Raw genomic sequence first — 6,271 nt, forward strand, 5'->3', positions numbered from 1 at the left:
AGAGCGATGAGCTTCACACCTGCTCAGCACGAGCAAAAGCAACAAAGCGCCCTGACAACATAACCGCCACCTCGCCATTACTGCGAATTTCCGCACGTAACGGCAAAGAGGCCTTCCCTCGCTCCGTAAGTTTATGCAGAAAGACATCAAGCAACTGTTCCTCTGGGTAGTAGCAAAGCGCGCAGAAATCCGCTTTAACAGGTGCCAGGTAAGTCAGCTCACTGGTATGTACAACCACATCAAAGCCATTTGCCTTTACAGATTCAGCATAAATAGATGTCAGAGACCAGCCAGACAACGTAGCGATTGCAGAGAGAGCCCCTCCAAAGCCTGTCCCTTTGTCATTCACGTTGGGAGCCAGGGGGGCACTCAACGACAACCCCTCCTTCTGTAAAGTGATACCTTGCAATGACATGTGCGCAACAAGCGGGATCGCGCTCAACAGCCTGCGCTCAACCCTCAGAACATCAGCATCATCGAATGCTCTCATCAGCTCATCCATACCACGATGTTACAAAATCCGCACTGTTCAATACGGGCGAGACCGGTAAATGCCCTTTCGGCGTGCCTATATAAATATAACCAATATTCACCTCCCCCTTGACCAACCCAAGCTGCTGATTAATCACTTCATCATCGGCTACCCAACCAGTACGCCAGATTGCTCCCAGACCCTGAGCATGTGCGGCCAGCAGGATGTTCTGCGCCGCAGCGCCTGCAGACAGAATTTGCTCCTGCTCTGGAACTTTCGGGTGCTGCTGGCAGCATGCTATTACAACAATAAGCATGGGAGCCCGCAGTGGCATATTGAGGCATTTTTCCAGAAAAGCTGGATCGGCATCGGGATCATTGTCCATGGCCACTTGGGCAAATAACTCCCCAAGGCGAACAAGCGCCTCACCTTGAACGACAACAAATCGCCAGGGGCGCAGTGCTCCATGATCTGGCGCACGCAATGCCGCGCGCCACAAAAGCTCTAACTGGTCTGAGGTGGGAGCAGGCTCGGTAAGTTGAGCTACAGAAACCCGCTGCTGAAGTAAACTTAATGCATCCATGAATAACACTCGCTCGCGATCAGATAAGAAAATATTGCTGGTACGTCATTGCCGACTCGTATCAGCAGAGTCGTTTTCTGCCTTTCAGGCTATCGCTAGAGACGGCTGAGAAGGCACAAAAATGCAGGTGCATTTATGTTTATCTGCATTCGCAGATACAAAACTCTTAATTGTTACGCAGTACGTTACATGCTTTAGTCAAATATGATGCTGAAACATCAAACTGAAAACAGCTAATATCCTGTCGCAGATCTGCCATAAAGATATATATGAATTAGACTATGCTCACACAGAAGAGCATAAGAAACCTCGACAGGGGAACATAGACCAAAACTCGAGTACTACTTACTGTCAATTTGCGCTTTAGATGACAATGGCCAAGCAACGCAACGCGTAGCTCAACAAATTATTTAGTACACTCGAGCCATACTAGCCTGATCATTTTTAACACGTGAGTAAAAGGCAGTGGAACCAGAGGCATGCTTAAAGTCCCCACCTGCTTAGCGGATCTGAACAATGGGAATATTGAATGAGTTTACAGGACCCTTTTATGCTGCTCGCCCTTGAAGCAATTGTGGTTTTGGCATTTTTACTCATCTTGCTGGCAGTTTTCAGTCGCTACCAGAATCAACGTATTAAACGCCTTAGGTCTCAGCTGGAAAGGGGCCCGGAACAAATGCCTGACCTTGATCTTGCCGATATAGATGGCGAGCAAGACAGTAGCTACCGCTACCATCTGAACAAAGCATTGCAGCATACTGTTCAACACTATAAAGAGCTTCGCCCCGATCAAACCAACTTTGAGTTCAATAAAGATCTTCCTGCTGAGGTTCAGACCACAGCAATGCGACTAATGTTCCTGCATGCTGAAAAGCAGGCCCTTAAGTCAAACGATGAAAACAGCTTCTGGGACAGTATTCACAAAAGCCTTTCACGCGTCGCCGAAACGTACATGGAAGACTTTGAGCAAAAAAGGCGCAAGCCTGAACCGGTACCACTTGTTGAACCATCCAGTGTGACCAACGCTTCAGGACAACCCCGACAGGAAGCAGAATTGCTTGGGCACCTCATCCCATCAGTAAGCAAGTTAATTCGGCAGGCCGCAGACTCCAGCAAACACCTCACCACACTTAACTCTGAGCTGGAAAAAACAATTCAGAATCAACCAGCACTCAAAGATACACTCACCACCCTATCAACAGCTTTTGGCCCTAACTATCCCGCCGACAGCGAACCTGCCACAACGACACTGAATGGATGGAGAGAGATCCTGTCCTCACTAAAACAAGCTCAGCAAGCCTGCCAGAACGCACTGACGTTGGATATGCCTGCTCCAGATGAAGATCTCAACTTACTGAAAGAGAAGCTCGCTGACTTGCTGTGGTACACCAACGCCCAGATTCCAGAATATCTTGAGCAGATTCAAATCCTCCAATCTGCAACGGGTCAGCTGCATGATGCACTAAGCACTATCCGCCCCAAAACTCAGCATCACGCGTTTATAGAGGAGATGCTTAAAGAGTCCCGAGATATGCACCACGTATTACGGACCGATCTTGAACGCCTCCAGGGCCAGCTTAAACTCATTGAGTCTGCCACGCAGACATTCAGCTTGCTGCAATAAGGCTGAGTAAGGCAGCAAGACATTGTTAGCCTCATACTAATCATACTAAAAAGCCGGAACAGCCTTAGCTGCTCCGGCTTTTCATGCCACCCCCAAATGTATGCCTGCAGGGTTACTGGCGTGGTAAGCGGTAGAACGTAGGCAGCGCCTGCGATGTAGATCTCCAAGGGTTAATATCTAACCCGCCACGACGAACATAACGCGCATAAACCGTGAGCTGCTCTGGCTGACAACGCATCATTATGTCAGTGAAGATCTGCTCCACACACTGCTCGTGGAAGTCTCCATGATTACGGTAGGAGACGATGTAGCGTAACAACGACTCGTGGTCTATGGCCTTACCGACATAGCGAACGACGACTGTCCCCCAGTCAGGCTGACCCGTTACTGGGCAGTTGGATTTTAGCAAGTTGCTATGTACAACCTCCTCAACCACAGAACCCGCCCCTTTGGCATGGGACAGCAAAGAAGCTTCCGGGAGGTAGTGATCAATAGTCACATCAAGGTCATCCAGGCACAAACCCTCCGGCAATGAAGGCACCAACAGCTGATGCAATGGCTGCAGTGTCACCGACACTTGTGCACCCGCAGCAGCTGAAAGATCCCTTGCCATCATCTCAGCTACCCGATCCCAGCTTGCCACTCGATAGCCATTGAAGGAATTCAGGTACAGCTTGAAGGACTTGGACTCAATGATACTTGGTGAATCACCTGGTATATCGAACGTCGCCATCGCAGCCACTGGCTTGCCTTTCTCATTCAGCCAGGAGATCTCATAACCAGTCCACACGTCCGTGCGATAGCAGGATCCAGTCCAGATCTGCTGGCGAGGAATAGGACACAGCTGAGCCGGATCATACTGGTCCACGTAGGCACTTTTTTCACCCAGAGGAGCCTGCGCCTGCTTCAACAATGATTCAGTCTTACTCATCTCTCCCCACCTCTAATTACGAATACCCTTGCCCGATTTCAACAAATGCAGGCAATACACAAACAAAGCCACACTGAACAGCAGGATAATCCCTATCGCCGTACCAACATTGATATCTGAAACCCCAAGAATGCCAAATCGGAAAGCGTTGATCATATAAAGAATCGGATTGGCCTGAGAGGCTGCCTGCCAGAAGGGTGGTAACAGCGTGATGGAATAGAATACGCCACCAAGATAGGTCAATGGCGTCAACACAAAGGTCGGCACAATGGAAATATCATCAAAGGTATGGGCATAGACCGCGTTCACAAAACCACCAAGTGAAAACAGGAAGGCAGTAAGAAACACGACCAGCACCGTAATGCCGATATGATGCACATGCAGCTTGGTAAAGAACAGCGACAACAACGTCACAATCAGCCCGACAGCCAGACCACGCGCAACGCCACCCAATACATACCCCGATAAAATGACCCAGTTAGGCACAGGAGATACCAGCAACTCTTCTATATGCCCCTGAAACTTCGTACCAAAAAAAGACGACACAACATTGCCATAGGAGTTTGTGATCACCGACATCATGATCAGCCCCGGCACAATAAACTGGATATAGGTAAAGCCACCCATATCCCCAATGCGGTTGCCGATCAGGTTGCCGAAGATAACGAAGTACAGAGTCATGGTGATCGCTGGTGGCAGCAAGGTCTGCACCCAGATACGAGAAAAACGGCGAATCTCTTTAATAAATATGGTCCAGAACGCCACCATCAGTTCGCGCGAGGTCATATACTCTCCCCTCTGACCAAAGCCACAAACAACTCCTCCAGTCGATTAGCTTTATTTCTCATACTGACCACTTCAATTCCGTGTGCCTGCAAACCGGAAAACAGCGCTGTAATACCACGCGACTTCTCTACTTCAACTTGCAGCGTATGCTCACCCACAAGGCTCAACGGGTAATGCTCCAATACCGGTATATCTGCCGGCAGAAGATCACGACTGATATCCAATAAGAACGTCTCAGTATTGAGCTTGGACAGCAGAGACCGCATCGACGTGTTCTCGATAATCTCGCCCTTGTTAATGATGGCAATATGTCGGCAGAGATTTTCTGCCTCTTCGAGGTAGTGAGTAGTCAAGATAATCGTCGTACCTTCCTCAGAGTTGAGGTCACGCAGAAAATCCCAGAGAGAACGACGTAACTCGATATCCACTCCAGCGGTGGGCTCATCCAGAATGAGCAACTTGGGGGAGTGCACCAATGCCCGTGCGATCATCAGCCGCCGCTTCATGCCGCCCGATAGCATTCTTGACACGTTGTTGCGCTTTTCCCATAGATCAAGTTTTTTCAGTAAACGCTCAGCACGGGGAGCTGCGACATCAGCGGGAATGCCATAATACCCAGCCTGCGTAATGACCACATTCCAGACCTTTTCGAACTGGTTGAAATTAAACTCTTGTGGCACGACACCGAGCATTTTCTTGGCGTTAGACAGTTTTGTGTCCAGATCATAGCCAAAGATAGTGACTGAGCCTTCCGTCTTTCTCACCAAGGACGAAACGATACTTAGCGTGGTAGACTTGCCTGCGCCATTAGGCCCTAGCAAAGCGAAAAAATCACCTTGTTCCACATCCAGATCTATGCCTTTTAAAGCCTCGAAACCATTACCATATACCTTTCGCAACCCACGTATGGTTAGCGCTTTGGTCATAACCTGTCCCCAATTATGCAATGGCCACCTTTTTTAGGGTGGAAACCTGGCATTTTCAACCAGGCCTGAGTGAACCAATGCGTTTCGAATTCTGAATCAATCACGCCCGCTTAGTTGCGGCAGTATTACATCAACAATGACCGGCTCTCGGTGTATATCCCGGAAAAGCCTGACCTCAAAGGAATCCGCTACATGAATGATCAACAATGGTTTGAGTATCATCTGGATCAGCTGCTAGAAAGCCTCAATAAGTTAGAGGCACTGTCAGAATTCGCTCCTGAGCACATCAGCGAGACTGACGAATTATTCTTGGAAAACTTCCAGCATTTGATTGAAAGCATGTCGACACACAGTGGCGATTGGTACACAGAGGGACAAGACGTCATTAATCAGCTTGTTCGCCTCTATCCTCAGCATACTCATTTGGCGAGTCGCGACTTGTTTTGGTTTTTCGGCGGCGACTGCCTGCACTTTCTCGATGACGAAGAAATCGAATTCTACCAGAACATTGAAGAGTTGCGCTTTCAGGCTGAACAGCAAGGCTTACACTTTGACTATGAAGCTTTAAAAGATCGCTTTGGGAAAACGACGCACTGATAAGTCTGTTCGGCTGAGCCTCGCCCAATCGGGCTCAGCCTTCAGGAAAAGCCAAAATGCTGATTTAGTCAGATGTAAGAATGCACACAGGAAATCAAAAGGAATAACATCACAAAGCTGTGATGATGAAGTTCACTAAAGGAGAAATAAGACAAGAAAAGAAATGGAGCGGGAAACGAGACTCGAACTCGCGACCCCGACCTTGGCAAGGTCGTGCTCTACCAACTGAGCTATTCCCGCGTGGCGTCCCATAGGGGGTTCGAACCCCTGTTACCGCCGTGAAAGGGCGGTGTCCTAGGCCACTAGACGAATGGGACACATAACATTCTTTAGCCACTTCACTCCTTAGAGG

Annotated in this window: 7 protein-coding genes and 2 tRNA genes; 2 read left to right on the forward strand and 7 right to left on the reverse strand. The window is 48.9% G+C overall.

The window, feature by feature from the left end; all coding sequences use genetic code 11:
* Window positions 1-13 precede the first annotated feature (13 nt).
* Entirely contained in the window at window positions 14-502 is a 489-nt protein-coding gene (locus WH50_RS02505) for a YiiD C-terminal domain-containing protein (protein WP_110185872.1), read from the reverse strand.
* Entirely contained in the window at window positions 495-1,055 is a 561-nt protein-coding gene (locus WH50_RS02510; RefSeq protein ID WP_110185882.1) for a nitroreductase family protein, read from the reverse strand. The genes WH50_RS02505 and WH50_RS02510 overlap by 8 nt, the downstream gene beginning before the upstream one ends.
* A 529-nt stretch (window positions 1,056-1,584) precedes the next feature.
* Here WH50_RS02510 and WH50_RS02515 point away from each other — a divergent pair.
* Window positions 1,585-2,679, forward strand: a complete 1,095-nt coding sequence (locus tag WH50_RS02515; RefSeq protein WP_133251220.1) for a hypothetical protein — start codon at window positions 1,585-1,587, stop codon at window positions 2,677-2,679.
* Window positions 2,680-2,791: 112 nt separating this feature from the next.
* Here WH50_RS02515 and queF read toward each other — a convergent pair whose 3' ends face one another.
* The 3 genes from queF to WH50_RS02530 are packed head-to-tail and all read right to left on the reverse strand — an operon-like array spanning window position 2,792 to window position 5,322.
* Window positions 2,792-3,610: an NADPH-dependent 7-cyano-7-deazaguanine reductase QueF gene (gene queF / locus WH50_RS02520; RefSeq protein ID WP_165838279.1), complete on the reverse strand. Its 819-nt coding sequence runs from the start codon at window positions 3,608-3,610 to the stop codon at window positions 2,792-2,794.
* A 12-nt stretch (window positions 3,611-3,622) separates the two neighbouring features.
* On the reverse strand, window positions 3,623-4,396 hold the full coding sequence (locus tag WH50_RS02525) for an ABC transporter permease (protein ID WP_104155756.1): 774 nt from the start codon (window positions 4,394-4,396) through the stop codon (window positions 3,623-3,625).
* On the reverse strand, window positions 4,393-5,322 hold the full coding sequence (locus tag WH50_RS02530; RefSeq protein WP_110185874.1) for an ABC transporter ATP-binding protein: 930 nt from the start codon (window positions 5,320-5,322) through the stop codon (window positions 4,393-4,395). The genes WH50_RS02525 and WH50_RS02530 overlap by 4 nt, the downstream gene beginning before the upstream one ends.
* Window positions 5,323-5,514: 192 nt before the next feature.
* On the opposite strand from WH50_RS02530, the gene WH50_RS02535 reads away from it, so the two are divergent.
* Window positions 5,515-5,919: a PA2817 family protein gene (locus WH50_RS02535; RefSeq protein ID WP_110185875.1), complete on the forward strand. Its 405-nt coding sequence runs from the start codon at window positions 5,515-5,517 to the stop codon at window positions 5,917-5,919.
* 164 nt (window positions 5,920-6,083) lie between these two features.
* On the opposite strand, the gene WH50_RS02540 is transcribed toward WH50_RS02535, so the two are convergent.
* Window positions 6,084-6,159, reverse strand: a tRNA-Gly gene (locus WH50_RS02540).
* Between the two features lies 1 nt (window position 6,160).
* Window positions 6,161-6,236 (reverse strand) — tRNA-Glu (locus WH50_RS02545).
* Window positions 6,237-6,271 lie beyond the last annotated feature (35 nt).

It is taken from the genome of Pokkaliibacter plantistimulans (assembly GCF_003194385.1).
In the GTDB taxonomy this organism is placed as follows: domain Bacteria; phylum Pseudomonadota; class Gammaproteobacteria; order Pseudomonadales; family Balneatricaceae; genus Pokkaliibacter; species Pokkaliibacter plantistimulans.

What these genes read in the sequence shown, in the direction of transcription:
- WH50_RS02505 (WP_110185872.1), bottom strand. Translation starts at nt 502, where the DNA reads ATGGATGAGCTGATGAGAGCATTCGATGATGCTGATGTTCTGAGGGTT.
- queF (WP_165838279.1), bottom strand. Translation starts at nt 3,610, where the DNA reads ATGAGTAAGACTGAATCATTGTTGAAGCAGGCGCAGGCTCCTCTGGGT.
- WH50_RS02510 (WP_110185882.1), bottom strand. Translation starts at nt 1,055, where the DNA reads ATGGATGCATTAAGTTTACTTCAGCAGCGGGTTTCTGTAGCTCAACTT.
- WH50_RS02525 (WP_104155756.1), bottom strand. Translation starts at nt 4,396, where the DNA reads ATGACCTCGCGCGAACTGATGGTGGCGTTCTGGACCATATTTATTAAA.
- WH50_RS02530 (WP_110185874.1), bottom strand. Translation starts at nt 5,322, where the DNA reads ATGACCAAAGCGCTAACCATACGTGGGTTGCGAAAGGTATATGGTAAT.
- WH50_RS02535 (WP_110185875.1), top strand. Translation starts at nt 5,515, where the DNA reads ATGAATGATCAACAATGGTTTGAGTATCATCTGGATCAGCTGCTAGAA.
- WH50_RS02515 (WP_133251220.1), top strand. Translation starts at nt 1,585, where the DNA reads ATGAGTTTACAGGACCCTTTTATGCTGCTCGCCCTTGAAGCAATTGTG.